Here is a 13874-nt window from a genome sequence, read left to right as displayed (position 1 = left end):
TGAGCAGCTGCTCGCCGCGGCGCACGCGGGCCCGCTGATGCGCTCGCCCGCGCAGGCCGCCGTGCGGATTCCCAAGCTGCGGGTGGACGGCCTGGAGCCGGGGACCGTGGTGGCGTACGACGGCGAAGTGGCCGTCGTGCACGGCGGGTTGCTCATCGACAAGCTGCCCGAGGCGCTGACCGTGTACCGGCCGCTCCCCTCCACCCGTTGACCACATACTGATACGCGGGTCTCATTATTCGACATGGCGGCGTACCGTTCGATCCACCGCAGCGAGCGGCAGCGAACGCGAAGGAGTTCCCGTCATGCCGGAGGAGACCGCCGTCTACACGCACGGACACCACGAGTCGGTGCTGCGCTCCCACACGTGGCGGACCGCCGCCAACTCGGCCGCCTACCTCGTCGGTTCGGTGAAGCCGCACATGCGGATCCTGGACATCGGCTGCGGTCCCGGCACTATCACCGCCGACCTGGCCGAGCTCGTCCCCGACGGTCACGTCACGGGCGTCGACCACGCGCCCGGCATCCTGGACCGCGCCCGCGCGACGGCGGCCGAACGGGGCCTGGAGAACGTCGAGTTCGCCGTCGCCGACGTGCACGCCCTTGACTACCCGGACGACTCCTTCTGTGTCGTCCACGCGCACCAGGTGCTGCAGCACGTCGGTGACCCGGTGCGCGCCCTGAGCGAGATGCGGCGCGTCTGCGCGCCGGGCGGCATCGTCGCCGCCCGCGACGCGGACTACTCGGCGATGACCTGGTACCCGAACTCCCCCGTCATGGACGACTGGCTGGACCTGTATCTGCGGGTGGCCCGCGCCAACGGCGGCGAGCCGGACGCCGGGCGCCGCCTCAAGTCCTGGGCCCTGGCGGCCGGTTTCGACGACGTCACCGCTAGCGCGGGCACCTGGTGCTACAGCTCGGCCGATGAGCGCGCCTGGTGGAGCGGGCTCTGGGCGGACCGCACGGTCGCCTCCAGCTACGCGGGACGCGCCGTCGACGGCGGGCACGCCGATGCCGGTGAGCTGGTGGCCATCGCCGACGCCTGGCGGGGGTGGGGAGAGCGGGAGGACGGCTGGTTCGCCGTGCTGCACGGGGAGATCCTCTGCCGGAAGTGACACAGGGCGTCCGGCGCAGTCGCACACAGGTGCCCGATTCGCCGCGTAGACCGGCCGGTTGGGGATACCCGGAGCAGCAGGAGGTAAGACACTATGGTTCCCATCCTGCTCGTCCTTCTGCTGGCCCTGATCCTGTTCGGCGCGGGGTTCGCCGTGAAGATCCTCTGGTGGATCGCCGTCGCCGTGCTCGTCATCTGGCTGGTCGGATTCCTGATGCGCAGCACGACGGCCACCGGGACGAGGTCCCGCTGGTACCGGTGGTAGCCACCCCTTGGTGACGGGTGACGGCCTTCCCGGAACCCGGAATCCCTGTGAGCCCGCGGGCGTCAGCCCGCGGGCTCGGCCGGGTCCGGGCCCGGGTCCACGAAGCTGTACGGCGGCAGCGAGCCACGCACCTGCAGGTCCAAGTGAGGCTGGTCCGCGCGCAGTTCGGCGACCGCGGAAAGGAAGCCCACGGCCGCGTCGCGGTGCACGAGGAAGGAGAGGTCGGCCGGCCAGCCCGTCTCCCCGGGCCCCGCGCAGACCGCTTCGGTCGTCGGTTCCAGCGCGCGCCTCACGTGGTCGGCGTCGCCGGCCTCCCTTGCGCGCACGGTCGCGGCGACCTTCTCGCCCAGCTGTAGCTTCTGCTCGTGACTGCCGCCACCGGCAAGCTGGTTGACCTCGACCATGGCGCGCAGTTCCGGGTTCTCCGCGAGGATCTGGTGCAGGACGGCCCGCTCGTTGTGGGCGGCCTTCACGTTGTACTCGACCCTGCCTTCCAGCGCGCGCAGCCGCTCCGCGAAGTGGTCGGCCCGGTCCGCGAGGACAGCCAGGACCGCGTCGTCGTCGGGCGCGAGGCTGCCGAAGCGCATCGGGAGCACGGCGCCCCACGAGGCCGCCTCGGACAGGACGTCCTGGTGCGCGAGGAGATCGCGCCGCTTGGGCTTCAAGTCTCCGGGAGCGTCGCTGACCAGCGCGGCCAGCTCGCCGCGCCGCACGATCCTGACGGGGCGCGGCGGTTCACCGATGCCGTTCACGCCGTGCACGGCGTCCGTGCCGCTCGCGCCGTCCGGCAGGTCCGGCAGGTCCGGATGCGGGGTTCCCACGATGCCGTAGATGTACGTGCTCACTGGTCCCTCACCTCACTCAGCGCGCGGAGTCCGGGTGACCCCGCGCGCCATGGCCAAACCTCAGCCGCGCAGCGCGCGCAGCTTTCGGCGGGCCGGTCCCAGGGCGCGTCCCGAGCGCAGGAGACCCGCCCAGGGGTCGGTGCGGGCCTGCTCGACGGCGTCCTCGATGGTCCAGCGGCGGGCGCTGAGCGCGGGGTCGTCGATGTCCTCCCAGGCGACGGGCACGGCGACCGGGGCGCCGGGCCGTGCGCGGACCGAGAAGGGGGCGACGGCGGTCTGCGCGTAGGCGTTGCGCTGCACGTCGAGGTAGAGGCGGTCACCACGGTCCTTCTTACGGGCGGCCGTGGTGAGCTGCTCGGGGTGGGCCTGGGTGAGGGTTTCGGCGACGTCCTTGGCGAAGGCGCGTACGTCGTCGAAGTCGTGGCGGCCGTTCAGGGGCACGATGACGTGCAGTCCGCGCGATCCCGTGGTCATCAGGGCGGACGGCAGTCCGACGTGGTCGAGCAGTTCACCCAGGAGGCGCGCCGCATCGCGCACCGGTCCGAAGTCGTCCTTGGCCGGGTCGAGGTCGAAGACGAGCCGGTCGGGATGGGTGACACCGCCGACGCCGCCGACGCGGGACGTCCAGCGGTGCAGGGTGAGGCAGGCCTGGTCGGCGAGGTAGAGGAGCGTGGCGGTGTCGTCGCACACGACGTGCGTGACCGTGCCGCCCTCCTTGGCGACCTCGGCGCGGGTGATCCAGTCGGGGTAGTGGTCGGGGGTGTCCTTCTGCATGAAGCGCGGCCCGTCGACGCCGTCCGGGTGCCGCTCCAGCATCAGGGGGCGGCCACGCAGGTGGGGCAGCATGAACGGGGCGACGGCCCGGTAGTAGTCGGCGAGGTCCCCTTTCGTGTGGCCCGCTCCCCCGCTTCCCTTCGTGCCGCCGTCGCCGCCGGACTGGCCGCCGGACTCGCCGCCGGACTCGCCGTCGGCCGGGAAGAGGACCTTGTCCGGCCGGTGCAGCTGGACGGTGCGGCGTCCCGCCCGCAGGGTTCGTGCGCTGGTCATGTGGGGTTCCTTTCATGCTGCACAGGGGTGCTGACAACACCTGAAGACGGGGGCCGGCGGGCGTGCCACGTGCCGTGCGCGCCGGAAGGATTCAGGGAGACGGTTCAGGGTGGACCGAAGTGAGAGGCACACCATGGCGAACGGAACGCAGAGACATCCGGAGCACCCAGAGGCGGAGCCCCCCGGGAGTTCGGCGCGGCCGGAAAGCCGTCGTCCTCTCCCCTCCTCCCGGACGAGCGGCGGCGCCTCCCGGCCGGGCGGCGGCGAGTCCTCCGCTCCCCCGCCCGTCCACGCCGCGTTCGCGCTCTGGATCACCGCGGTCGTGGCGGGCTTCTTCGAGACGGTGCTCATGGTCGGCGGGCTGCTGGCCGACGGCGACACGTCCGCCGGGGAGATCGCGGGCGGCCTGCTCCTGCGGATGACGGTGTTCTCGGCGGCCGTCCTGGTCGCCGTCCAGCTGCGCCGCGGCAGGAACTGGGCCCGTCTGACGCTCGCCGTGGGGCTCGGCGTCCTCGGCACGCTGTCCCTGGTGATCGAACCCGTCCGGTGGCTCGCCGACCACCCGCTGGGGGACGCCTTCCGGGATCTGGGGGCGGTGGACGTCCTGTTCGGCGCGAGCCGCGTGCTGCATCTGAGCGCGGTGCTCGGGGCGACGGTCCTGATGTTCCGGCCCACGGCCAACGCCTGGTTCAGGGCGCGGTCCACGGAGCTCAGGAAGCACTGACCGGCCTCACCGCACGACCGCCTGCTCCACGAGCAGCCGCGCCGCCGCCGCGATGGAATCGGCGTCGATGCCTGCGGCCCGCAACTGCTCGTCGGGGGAGGCCGAGCCCGGCATCGTGTGCACCGCGAGCCGCACCATGCGGGGCACAGGACCCCCGTCGGCGAAGGCCTCGGAGACGGCGTCACCGATGCCGCCCTCCGGCCGGTGGTCCTCGACGGTGAGCAGGCAGCCGGTGCGCTCGGCGGCCTCGCGCAGGGTGGCGCGGTCGACGGGCTTGACCGAGTACAGGTCGATGACCCGCACCTGGATGCCCTCGCGGTCCAGGAACTCGGCTGCGGTGAGCGCCTCTTGCACGGTGACGCCCGCCGCGATCAGCGTGAGCCTGTCGTCCTCCGAGGACCGCAGGACCTTGGAGCCGCCGACGGGGAACTCCTCGCCGGGTCCGTAGATGACGGGCGTGTCCCCACGCGACGTACGCAGGTACCGCACGCCCTCAAGGCCCGCCATCTGCGCGACGAGCCGCCCCGTCTGGTGGGCGTCGCACGGATACAGGACCGTGGAGCCGTGCACGGCCCGGAACATCGCCAGGTCTTCGAGGCCCATCTGGGAGGGGCCGTCCTGACCGATGGCGACGCCCGCGTGGGAGCCGACGAGGTTGATGCCGGCGCCGCTGATCGCCGCCATGCGGATGAAGTCGTGGGCGCGGGTGAGGAAGGCGGCGAAGGTCGACGCGTACGGGATCCAGCCGCGGGCCGCCAACCCCACTGCGGCGGCGACGAGTTGCTGTTCGGCGATGTAGCACTCGAAGTAGCGGTCGGGGTGTTCCTTGGCGAAGTACTCGGCCCGCGTGGAGTCGCCTACCTCCCCGTCGAGGGCCACGATGTCGCCGCGCGCCGTGCCGAGCGCGGCGAGCGCCTGGCCGAAGGCGGTACGGGTGGCGACATGATCGCCCACCTCATGGCGGGGCAGTTCCAGACGGCCGCTGCGCGTCGCGTGCAGGGCGCGCGCGGCGGCGGGCTTGCGCACCTCGACGCGTACGTCGTGCACGCCGCCCAGCTCCTCGATCGCCGCTTGTGCCTCCGGCAGCGGCTTGCCGTGCAGACCCTCGCGGTCCTCGGCGGCGGCGACGCCCTTGCCCTTGACGGTGCGGGCGAGGACGGCCGTCGGTTGCCGGGTGGTGGAGCGGGCCTCCTGGAAGGCGAGGTCGACCGCGTCCAGGTCGTGGCCGTCGACCTCGACGACGTGCCAGCCGAAGGCGGCCAGGCGCCGGGCGTAGGCGTCGAGATCCCACGCGTGGCGGGTGGGGCCGCGCTGCCCGAGGCGGTTGACGTCGACGATGGCGGTCAGATTGTCCAGGCGCTCGTATCCCGCGTGCTCGGCCGCCTCCCACACCGAGCCCTCCGCGAGCTCGCTGTCGCCGCACAGCACCCAGACCCGGTAGGGGATCCGGTCAAGCCGCTTGCCCGAGAGGGCCATGCCGACGCCGACGGGAAGCCCCTGCCCGAGGGATCCGGTGGCGGTCTCGACCCACGGGACGCGGCGCGGCGTCGGATGCCCCTCGAGGCGGCTGCCCTGCGTACGGAAGGTCAGCAGCTCGCTGTCGGTGACCATGCCCGCCGCTTTGTACGCCGCGTACAGGAGGGGCGACGCATGGCCCTTGGAGAGGATGAAGCGGTCGTTGCCCGGATGGTCGGGCCGGTCGAAGTCGTAGCGCAGATGGCGGCCCAGGAGCACCGCCATCAGGTCGGCGGCGGACATCGAAGAGGTGGGGTGACCGGATCCCGCGGCATCCGCGGCCCGGACGGAGTCGACCCTCAACTGCCTGGCGAGCGGGGCGAGTTCACTGGCGGTCATGGCGGGTCCTCCTCGGATGGGGGCGTTCGGTTCCGGCGGTCCGCCGGGGGCGTTCCGGTTCCGGCGGTCGGCGGTCCGCCGGGAGCGTTTCGGTTCCGCAGGTCCGGAGGTCCGCCGGTCGCGTCGGACGTCGGTTCCCGGCGCACGCGAGCTCCCGACAACCCTGGCACGCGGGACCTCCCGGTTCCCCCGGCGAACCGCCGCCAAACTCCGCCGGTCTCCGGGGCCGGACCGGGGTACGCACGCCGTTTGCCCGGCGGGCTTGGGGATACCCGTCACCGGACGCCGCCGCAGGTGCGGGGCGAGAGCCGATGCCGCACCGCCCCACGGCCCCCACCCCCGCACGTGATCCAGGACGGTCCCGATGAAGGACGCAGTGCCCATCGAAAGCCCCGCCATGTCCGCCTACCTGGTGCCCGCGGACGCCCCCGAGGCGGACGGCACCTTCGCGTGGGAGAGCACGACCCTCGTGATCGTCGAGGTGACGGCGGGCGACGCGACGGGCACGGGCTGGACCTACGCCCCCGCGTCCACCGTGGCGCTGATCGCCGAACAGCTCGTCCCGGCCATCACGGGACTCGACGCGCTCGACATCCCCGCGGCACACGCGGCGATGACGAAGGCGGTCCGCAACACCGGCCGCCCCGGTGCCGCCTCGTGCGCCATGTCGGCGATCGACATCGCCCTGTGGGACCTGAAGGCACGCCTCCTCGAGATCCCGCTCGTACGCCTCCTGGGCGCGGCCCGCGACGAGGTCCCCGTCTACGGGAGCGGGGGCTTCACGACGTACCACGACACGCATCTGGCGGCCCAGCTGAACGGCTGGGTGCACGGCCAGGGCATACCCCGCGTCAAGATAAAGGTCGGTGAGGCCTGGGGGCGGGCGGCGGCCCGCGATGTGCTGCGGGTGCGTACCGCGCGTGACGTCATCGGCTCGCAGGCCGAGTTGTACGTCGACGCGAGCGGAGGCTACACCCGCAAGCAGGCGATCCGGGTGGGCCGGGTCCTCGCCGAGCACGGGGTGGGCTGGTTCGAGGAACCGGTGCCGTCGGACGACCTGCGGGGGCTCGCGCTGGTGCGGGACGCGCTGGTCTGCGACGTGACGGCCGGGGCGTACGGCTACGACCTCTCCTACTTCGCGCGGATGGTCTCCACCGTGGACTGCCTCCAGCTCGACGCGACACGCTGCGGCGGCCTGACCGAATGGCTGCGCGCCGCGGCCCTCGCGCAGGCGCACGGAATCGAGGTCTCGGCACGCTGCGCCCCGCACGCGCACGCCGCGGTCGCCGCGTGCGTCCCGAATCTGCGGCACATCGAGTGGTTCCACGACCATGTGCGGATCGAGTCGATGTTCTTCGACGGCGCCCTCGACCCGACGGGCGGCGTCGTCCGGCCCGACGGCGGCATCGGCCACGGTCTGGAGCTGCGGCGCACGGAGGAAGTCGAGGAATACCGGGTCGCGTGAGGGCGGGCCCGCCTGCCACGCTCGCCTCATGCGGAAGACGGAAGCACTGCTCATCGGGGGCCGTTCCGGGGTCGGCAAGTCCTCGGTGGGCCTGGAGGTCGCGGCGCGGCTGCGGGCAGCGGACGTGGGGCACGCGTACATCGAGGGCGACACCCTGGACGCGGTCCACCCGGCACCGGACGGCGACCCCCACCGCTCCGGGATCACCGAGCGCAACCTCGCGGCGCTCTGGGCGAATTACACGGACCTCGGCTGTCATCGTCTCGTCTACACGAACACGGCGAGCGTGCTCGGCAGCGAGGAGTGGCTGTTCGCGAGTGCCCTGCGCGGCCCGCGCATCATCCGCGTCCTCCTCACGGCGTCGGACGCCACCGTCGAGGACCGTCTCACGGCCCGTGAGCTGGGTTCGGAGCTCGAACAGCAGCTGCGCCGCAGCGCGTTGATGGCCCGGCGCCTCGACGAGCACGCGGCCGACGACACCCGTCGCGTGGCGACGGACGGGCGGCGGATCGAGGACATCGCGGCCGATGTGGTGGCCGCCACGGGGTGGACCTCCCTGAAGTCACCGGAAACGATCTCGCGTGCGGGCCGGGCCAACTAGGCTCGCCCGTATGGAGATCCTGGGAGCCACGCTGCGTATCTGCGTCGAGGACCTGGAGTCCTCGGTCGCCTTCTACGAACGCCTCGCGGGCGGCACCGCGCAGCGCTTCGAGCGTGGGGGCGTGTCGGTCGCGGCGGTCGGCTGCTTTCTGTTGATGAGCGGCCCCGAGCGGGAGCTCGAGATCCTGCGGAAGGTCTCCGCGACGATCGCGGTGGAGAACGTCGACGAGGCGTACGCCGTCCTGAACGCGTCCGGCGCCCATGTCATCGCGGGCCCCGTCCCGACCCCGGCGGGCCGCAACCTCATCGCGATGCACCCGGACGGCTCGGTCTTCGAGTACGTGGACCGGCGCGCCGCGACCTGACGGCTCCGACCGCGCCGCCCCGTATCCTCCACGGCAGGCAGGCCGAACGGAGGACGGTGCACGTGGCGGGCAGTACGGCGGACGGGACGGCGGGAAGTACGGCGGACGGTACGGAACGGGTTTCGTTGAGCGCCCAGGCGCGCGAGGCCGTCCGGCAGCGCATCGTGGACCGCCGCTATCCGCTGGGCTCACGTCTGGTGGAGCGTGAGGTCGCCGAGGAGCTGCGGATGTCGCGCGTCCCCGTGCGGGAGGCGATGCGCGCGCTGGTCGCCGAGGGCCTGCTCGAACTCCTTCCGCACAGCGGGGTGCGGGTGCGCCGCCTGGAACGTTCCGATGTGCGGCATCTGTACGAGGTGTGGGAGCCGCTCGCGGTCCAGGCGTCCCGGCTCGCGGCGCGCCGGGTGGCGCAGAGCGCGCCGGACGAGCCGCCGGGCCTCGCCGCGCTGCGGGCCACGCTCCACCAGGCCGAGCAGGCGTCGGACGTGGACGACGGGCCGCGCGAGGTCGCCGCGCACACGGCGTTCCACGAGGGCATCGTGACCCTCTGCGGCAATCCACTCCTTGCCCGCACGATGGAGCAGCTGAGCTGGCAGCTCCAGCTCCTGTTCGGCATGCGCGCCGAGCCGGACCACATGCGGGCCCAGCACGACCTCATCTACCGCCGGATCGCGTCGGGCGACGAGGAGACCGCGGCGGCGAGCACGCTGCTGCACGTGCGGGACAGCCAGGTGGTGGCGCTGCGGTCGCTCTTCGAGGCGTGACCGAGGTAAGACCCCGCTCCACTTTTCGTATACCAGCGAGAAAATCCCTCGCCACCATTCCAGGACATTCAGCTACAGGACCCCTATCCTGTCCCGCCCTTCCTTGCGGGTCACTCCAGCTTGGTATACAAACTGCGGACGCGTTCCCTCCGCAACCCGTAACCCGCCCTGGAGCAGCCCCATGTGCGTCGAGTCCATCCCTCCGCCCTCGTCACGGCTCACCCGGCGTGGCGTTCTCGCGGGTGCCGCGGCGCTCGCCGGGACCACGGCCGTGCTGGCCGCCTCAGCGCCCCAGGCCGACGCCACCGCACGCGAGGGTCGACCCACCGGCGGCGATCTGGTCATCGAGGGCGGCACCCTCCTCGACCCCGCGACCGGCGAGGTGACCGAGGACGCGGTGGTCGTCATCGTGGACGGTGTCGTACGCGCCGCGGGCGGGCGCGGGCGGACCGATGTGCCCGAAGGGGCCGAGGTGCTCGCCGCCCACGGGCGCTGGATCCTGCCGGGTCTCGTCGACACGCACATCCACCTCAACACCGCTGCCGAGGCACGGGACGCGGTCCAGAGCGGGGCGACAAGTGCCCGCAGCGGCTCGACCAGCTTCTACCAGGACATCGCCGTACGGGAGCTGGCCCGCCAGGCCCCGGGGCAGGCGCCGCGGCTGCGCGCCGCCGGTGTCTTCGTCACGCCCGACCTGGGCGACACGATCCTCGCCGACCCGGACCTGACCCCGCTGGCCAGGCTCCGTGACGGCGTGCGCTCCCCCGAGGCGCTGCGCCGCGTCGTCGAGGTCAACCTCGCCCGTGGCGCCGACGTCATCAAGACCCGGGTCAACGAGCGGGCCGGGCTTCCCGAGCAGGACCCGCTGGCCCAGGTGTACGACCGCGAGCAGCTGTCCGCCGTGGTCGCGGCCGCCGAGCGCGGCGGCAAGGGCGTGCTCTGCCACAGCTACAGCGAGAAGGGCTGCCACGACGCCGTCATGGCGGGCATCCGTTCGCTGGAGCACGGCGCGTTCGTCGGCGAGCGCACGCTGCGCGAGATGCGGCGCAGGGGCACGTACTTCACGCCGACGCTCACCGCCATCGCCGGGCTCGCCGAGTCCTCGGACCCCGTGCTCGCGGAGCGCGGCCGGCAGTACCTGCCGGTCCTGAAGCGGGCCGTGCTCGCCGCGCACGAGCTCGGCGTGCCGCTGGCGGCGGGCACGGACTCCTCGGGCGGGAAGATCAAGCCCATCGGCCGCGAGGTGGAGCTGATGCGGGCGGCGGGGCTCTCCGCGCTCGACGCGATCCGCACGGCCACCACCGGCGCGGCGAAGCTGCTCGGCCTGGAGCGCACGGCGGGCCGCCTCGCGCGCGGCTTCGCCGGTGACGTGCTCCTCGTGGACGGCGACCCGCTGTCCGACGTGACGGTCCTCAAGAAGCCCGTACGCGTGGTCCGTTCGGGCATCGCGCTCTGAACTCCCCGCCCCTTTCGGCAGTCATCCGCGCACCCCACCCCCGAAGGAGATCCCCATGACGCCTCTTTCCCGTCGCGGCGTGCTCGGCGCCGCCGCCGCGTTCGCCGGTACCGGAGCCGCCGTATCGGCCGGCTCCCCGGCCGCCGCCGCGCCCCACGGCGACGCCCACCGCCCCAAGGCCGTGGTGTTCCGCGACGTCCGTCCCTTCGGCGCGAAGACCCCGGTGGACCTCACGGTCGTCGACGGCCGCATCACGGACAGCCCGGCGCCCAAGGGCGCCAAGGTGATCGACGGCGGCGGCCGGGTGGCCCTGCCCTCGCTCGTGGACGCCCACATCCACCCGGACAAGACGACGTGGGGCGGCTCCTGGGTGACGCGGAAGCCGGCGAGCGGCATCGCCGACTACTGCGCCCAGGACGTGGAGCTGTTCAAGAGCCAGGCCCGGCCGGTCGGCGAGCGCGCATACGGCCTGATGGCGCACGCCGTGACCCGCGGGACCCGCGCGATGCGCGCCCACGTGGACGTGGCACCCGCCTACGACCTGGCCGGTGTCGAGGGCGTGAACGCGGCCCGCGAGCGGCTGCGGGACGCCCTCGACGTGCAGATCGTGGCCTTCCCGCAGCACGGCGTGATCCGGACCCCCGGCACGGCGGAACTCCTGGAGGAAGCAGCCCGGTCCGGGTCCGTCGACCTGATCGGCGGCATCGACCCGATCAGCTTCGACAACGCCATGGACGAACAGCTCGACCTCGTCTTCGGCCTCGCGGACCGGCACGGGGTCAGCGTGGACATCCACCTGCACGACCGCGACGAGAAGGGCACGAAGGTCCTGCGGGCCATCGTCGAGCGCACCCGCGCGCTCTCCCTGCGCGGCAAGGTCACGGTCAGTCACGTCTTCTGCCTGCCGAACCTCTCCGACACCGAACTGGGCAGGATGGCCGCCGACTTGGGCGAGCAGGACATCTCCCTGACGACGGTCGCGCCGAACGAGTCCCTTGTCCTGCCGATCGCGAAGCTGCGCGAGCACGGCGTGCGGGTCGGGCTCGGCTCGGACGGGGTGCGCGACGCGTGGAGCCCGTTCGGCAACGCCGACATGCTGCACCGTACGCACATCCTCGGCTGGGTCACCGACGTCCGCCTCGACGACGAACTGGCCGACTGCTACCGCGTGGGCGCGCACGGCGGCGCCGATGTGATGGGCCTGGACCACGCGGACCTGAAGCCCGGCTCCCCGGCCGACTTCATCCTCGTACGCGGAGAGTGCCTGCCGCAGGTCCTGGTGGACATGCCGCAGCGGGACATGGTGGTCCACGGCGGTCATGTCGTGGCCAGGGACGGCGAGTTGGCGTAGCCGCCCCCAGCAGGGACGTCACTCCTCCGAAGCTGCCCGCATCCGGTAGTCGTACCGAGCGGGCAGTTCGTCGTCGGTGACCGCGCGCCACAGTTCGCCGAGCACCTCGGCGCCCTCGCGCAGGTCGGCCACCTCGAAGCCCTCGTCGAATATCGCCCGCGCCGCGGCCTTCTCCCCCTCCGCGATGAGCAGTTGGATCTCGACGAGGCGGAAGCGGCCCTCCGTCCGCGTGGACGCGTGCAGGCGGTCCCACACGCCGCGCGCCACCGGCTGCCGTCCGGCGGCGAGCAGGACGCCTATCGCCTCCCTGCCGAGGGCGGCACTCGCGGCCGTCCACAGGGCACCGTCGTCGCGCCGCTCCTGGCACAGGTCGTCGAAGGCTTCCGCGTACCGGTCGGCGGCGCGCTCGATGTGGCCCGACTCCTGGTCGGCGACCGCGAGGCACCGCAGCAACGGCCAGCGCGACGGGGCGAGTTCGAGACCGCGCTCCCAGCTGCGCACCGCCTGGGCCAGGTCGCCCGCGTGCCACTGCGCGACACCCAGGTGGTACTCGGCGACCGGACGCGCGGGCGCCGTCTCCAGCATGTCCCGCCAGTGCGGGGCGACCAGGGTCGGCCCCGGCGGAGCGACCCGGCGCGGCTCGGGGACGGCGCCGGAGTGCAACAACTCGAGCCACGGCTCCTGTTCGGGGCCCAGCGTGGACTCGGCGAACGGCGTGCCCGGCAACTTGTGGTCCGCGCGCAGGACTTCGAGCGCGCCCCACCCGGACCCGGTGGCGAGCACCTCGCCCGGCTCGGTGTCGGCGCACGGCAGCCACGCGTCGTACGCCTCCTCCACCGCACCGCGCGGCAGCGCGTCCGCGAGCCGCGCCTGGGCCTCCTCGCGCGCGGCCCGCCAGTCGGATCCGTGCACCAGACCCGGCTCCGCCGACAGCGGTCCGTACGACTCCAGCCAGGTGAACTCGCCCTCGGCGTCCAGGCGTACGTGCTCGAGCTGGGTCCGCGCGAGGCCCGCCTGGATCTCGGCGTACCCGCCGGTGCTCGGCTCCGTCAGCCACTCCTGCCAGCGCCGCCCGCCCGCGCCGGAGCCCCACACGAAGAGCTTGCGGCCGCGCAGTCGGTCGGTCGACGTCTGGACGAGGCCGTGTCCTTCGTCGTCGAGCGCGGCGATCCAGCGGCGCGCCCGGTCCGGTACGTCGTAGAAGTAGTCCGCCGCGTACTCGCTGCGCGGCGGATACGTCCGGTCCACCCCGTCGGTCTCCGGCACCGGCACCCGGCGAAGACCGCCCGCGTACCCGAAGTGCCAGGCCTCGTCGGCGGGGGCGAGGACCCTGCGCTCCTGCGGCACCGCGATGTTGGACCACCAGTAGACCGGCACCGCCTTCTCGTGCGGATTGCGGATCCGCACGCCGACGTGGAGGAAGTCGGAGCCTTCGGGCAGCCACAGGTCCACCTGGAACGGCACGTCCCGCAGCCGCTCCCACTCCCAGAGCCGCAGCATCTCGCCGCCGTCGGGCGCCGTCACGCGCGCGGCGTGCAGCGGCGCGCAGGACAGGGTCGTGTGGCCGGTGGCGCCGATGTTCCACTCGATGCCGCCGGAGAACCAGGCGCCGTTGAGCGCGAAGGCCGCGGGCTGCAACACCGGGTTGCGGTAGAGGAGTTCACGGCCGGTCGGCTTGTGGAAGAGGGAGTGGACACGGCCGCCGAAACCCGGCAGGACAGTGGCGCGAAGACGGTCGTTCTCGATGACCAGCGTGTCGAGCGTCGTGTCGGTCCGCTCGCGTCCGTACCCGTCGAGCACCCGCGTCGGCAGGATGCCGCGCAGCGGCTCGTACCCCAACTGGCGCGCCATGTCGCGCGGCAGGCCCTCTCTGCCGCGCTCGTCCAGGGTGTGCACTTCACGGAGCGGCCGCAGCGGCGGCAGCGGGTTCTCGGGGCCCAACGGGGCGGCGGGCAGCGTCAGTACGTCACGTCGCACGGTGGTCGTCACGATCACCATGGAACACGGTCGTGGCCGTCCCGACCAGG

The 13874-nt window shown here is 72.9% G+C and carries 13 protein-coding genes and 1 pseudogene; 10 read left to right on the top strand and 4 right to left on the bottom strand.

The window, feature by feature from the left end:
- The 3 genes and pseudogenes from ABD378_RS37750 to ABD378_RS37740 form a co-directional block, all read left to right on the top strand.
- A pseudogene (locus ABD378_RS37750) lies at positions 1 to 211 on the top strand (phosphoesterase); the annotation flags it as partial.
- A 94-nt stretch (positions 212 to 305) separates the two neighbouring features.
- Positions 306 to 1115 (top strand): class I SAM-dependent methyltransferase, encoded by an 810-nt coding sequence (locus ABD378_RS37745; RefSeq protein WP_344528778.1) that lies wholly within the window; start codon positions 306 to 308, stop codon positions 1113 to 1115.
- Positions 1116 to 1208: 93 nt separating this feature from the next.
- Positions 1209 to 1379 carry a hydrophobic protein gene (locus ABD378_RS37740; protein ID WP_344528776.1) on the top strand — a complete coding sequence of 57 codons (171 nt, stop codon included), beginning with the start codon at positions 1209 to 1211 and terminating at the stop codon, positions 1377 to 1379.
- 62 nt (positions 1380 to 1441) lie between these two features.
- Here the strand turns inward: ABD378_RS37740 and ABD378_RS37735 are convergent, their stop codons facing one another.
- Both ABD378_RS37735 and ligD read right to left on the bottom strand, forming a co-directional pair.
- Positions 1442 to 2224 carry a GvpL/GvpF family gas vesicle protein gene (locus ABD378_RS37735; RefSeq protein ID WP_344528774.1) on the bottom strand — a complete coding sequence of 261 codons (783 nt, stop codon included), beginning with the start codon at positions 2222 to 2224 and terminating at the stop codon, positions 1442 to 1444.
- 60 nt (positions 2225 to 2284) lie between these two features.
- Positions 2285 to 3271 (bottom strand): non-homologous end-joining DNA ligase, encoded by a 987-nt coding sequence (gene ligD / locus ABD378_RS37730; RefSeq protein WP_344528772.1) that lies wholly within the window; start codon positions 3269 to 3271, stop codon positions 2285 to 2287.
- 133 nt (positions 3272 to 3404) lie between these two features.
- Here ligD and ABD378_RS37725 point away from each other — a divergent pair, with 133 nt between their 5' ends.
- Positions 3405 to 3995, top strand: coding sequence for a hypothetical protein (locus ABD378_RS37725; RefSeq protein WP_344528770.1), 591 nt, complete (start codon positions 3405 to 3407; stop codon positions 3993 to 3995).
- A gap of 6 nt (positions 3996 to 4001) precedes the next feature.
- Here the strand turns inward: ABD378_RS37725 and ABD378_RS37720 are convergent, their stop codons facing one another.
- Positions 4002 to 5849 carry a transketolase gene (locus ABD378_RS37720; RefSeq protein WP_344528768.1) on the bottom strand — a complete coding sequence of 616 codons (1848 nt, stop codon included), beginning with the start codon at positions 5847 to 5849 and terminating at the stop codon, positions 4002 to 4004.
- 364 nt (positions 5850 to 6213) lie between these two features.
- Between ABD378_RS37720 and ABD378_RS37715 the strand changes: the two genes are divergently transcribed.
- From ABD378_RS37715 to ABD378_RS37690, 6 genes are all read left to right on the top strand, one after another.
- The gene (locus ABD378_RS37715; RefSeq protein ID WP_344528766.1) at positions 6214 to 7314 is read left to right on the top strand and encodes an enolase C-terminal domain-like protein; all 1101 of its coding nucleotides are present in this window, start codon (positions 6214 to 6216) and stop codon (positions 7312 to 7314) included.
- 28 nt (positions 7315 to 7342) lie between these two features.
- Positions 7343 to 7915 carry a nucleoside/nucleotide kinase family protein gene (locus ABD378_RS37710; protein WP_344528764.1) on the top strand — a complete coding sequence of 191 codons (573 nt, stop codon included), beginning with the start codon at positions 7343 to 7345 and terminating at the stop codon, positions 7913 to 7915.
- A 10-nt stretch (positions 7916 to 7925) separates the two neighbouring features.
- Positions 7926 to 8279, top strand: coding sequence for a VOC family protein (locus ABD378_RS37705; RefSeq protein ID WP_344528762.1), 354 nt, complete (start codon positions 7926 to 7928; stop codon positions 8277 to 8279).
- Positions 8280 to 8341: 62 nt separating this feature from the next.
- The gene (locus ABD378_RS37700) at positions 8342 to 9040 is read left to right on the top strand and encodes a GntR family transcriptional regulator (RefSeq protein WP_344528760.1); all 699 of its coding nucleotides are present in this window, start codon (positions 8342 to 8344) and stop codon (positions 9038 to 9040) included.
- Between the two features lie 181 nt (positions 9041 to 9221).
- Positions 9222 to 10496 (top strand): amidohydrolase family protein, encoded by a 1275-nt coding sequence (locus ABD378_RS37695; protein WP_344528758.1) that lies wholly within the window; start codon positions 9222 to 9224, stop codon positions 10494 to 10496.
- Positions 10497 to 10551: 55 nt separating this feature from the next.
- Positions 10552 to 11847, top strand: a complete 1296-nt coding sequence (locus tag ABD378_RS37690) for an amidohydrolase family protein (protein WP_344528756.1) — start codon at positions 10552 to 10554, stop codon at positions 11845 to 11847.
- Positions 11848 to 11865: 18 nt separating this feature from the next.
- Here ABD378_RS37690 and ABD378_RS37685 read toward each other — a convergent pair whose 3' ends face one another.
- Positions 11866 to 13845, bottom strand: a complete 1980-nt coding sequence (locus tag ABD378_RS37685) for a DUF5107 domain-containing protein (RefSeq protein ID WP_344528754.1) — start codon at positions 13843 to 13845, stop codon at positions 11866 to 11868.
- Positions 13846 to 13874 lie beyond the last annotated feature (29 nt).

Source organism: Streptomyces rectiviolaceus (assembly GCF_039533825.1).
Taxonomy (GTDB): domain Bacteria; phylum Actinomycetota; class Actinomycetes; order Streptomycetales; family Streptomycetaceae; genus Streptomyces; species Streptomyces rectiviolaceus.
The sequence above is the reverse complement of the archived record's forward strand: the minus strand, read 5'-3'. Positions and strand labels throughout refer to the sequence as shown.

Coding starts and splice junctions, on each gene's coding strand:
- ABD378_RS37745 (WP_344528778.1), top strand. CDS start 306: ATGCCGGAGGAGACCGCCGTCTACACGCACGGACACCACGAGTCGGTG.
- ABD378_RS37740 (WP_344528776.1), top strand. CDS start 1,209: ATGGTTCCCATCCTGCTCGTCCTTCTGCTGGCCCTGATCCTGTTCGGC.
- ligD (WP_344528772.1), bottom strand. CDS start 3,271: ATGACCAGCGCACGAACCCTGCGGGCGGGACGCCGCACCGTCCAGCTG.
- ABD378_RS37725 (WP_344528770.1), top strand. CDS start 3,405: ATGGCGAACGGAACGCAGAGACATCCGGAGCACCCAGAGGCGGAGCCC.
- ABD378_RS37720 (WP_344528768.1), bottom strand. CDS start 5,849: ATGACCGCCAGTGAACTCGCCCCGCTCGCCAGGCAGTTGAGGGTCGAC.
- ABD378_RS37715 (WP_344528766.1), top strand. CDS start 6,214: ATGAAGGACGCAGTGCCCATCGAAAGCCCCGCCATGTCCGCCTACCTG.
- ABD378_RS37710 (WP_344528764.1), top strand. CDS start 7,343: ATGCGGAAGACGGAAGCACTGCTCATCGGGGGCCGTTCCGGGGTCGGC.
- ABD378_RS37705 (WP_344528762.1), top strand. CDS start 7,926: ATGGAGATCCTGGGAGCCACGCTGCGTATCTGCGTCGAGGACCTGGAG.
- ABD378_RS37695 (WP_344528758.1), top strand. CDS start 9,222: ATGTGCGTCGAGTCCATCCCTCCGCCCTCGTCACGGCTCACCCGGCGT.
- ABD378_RS37690 (WP_344528756.1), top strand. CDS start 10,552: ATGACGCCTCTTTCCCGTCGCGGCGTGCTCGGCGCCGCCGCCGCGTTC.
- ABD378_RS37685 (WP_344528754.1), bottom strand. CDS start 13,845: ATGGTGATCGTGACGACCACCGTGCGACGTGACGTACTGACGCTGCCC.